The 247-nt window shown below is 68.8% G+C and carries 1 protein-coding gene; it reads right to left on the reverse strand.

What is annotated here, in order from left to right:
* Window positions 1–247 (reverse strand): PIN domain-containing protein (locus tag ACTFO6_RS19360; RefSeq protein ID WP_439935946.1); only part of this gene is annotated, 247 nt, incomplete at both ends.

A 247-nucleotide genomic window follows, 5' to 3' on the forward strand; every position in this document is an offset into this window, starting at 1 on the left:
CCTCGGCGATGCGCAGACCCCGGTCGATGCGGTGCCGCACCTCGTCGATGAACTCGTAGAGCACGTTGGCCGGGATCTGCAGCTCGTGCTTGCGCGGACTACGGATGCGCACCGCCAGTTCGAACTGGGGCGCGATCGCGTCGAAGGCGCGCAGGTGACGCAACTCTTCGTACACCGACACCGGCATGTAGAACTCGGCGCCAGTCCGGCGCGCGCGGGCCAGGAACAACCGGAGCGCCTCCCCCGG

The sequence above is a fragment of the Pelomicrobium sp. G1 genome (assembly GCF_051905455.1).
Taxonomy (GTDB): Bacteria; Pseudomonadota; Gammaproteobacteria; order Burkholderiales; family UBA6910; genus Pelomicrobium.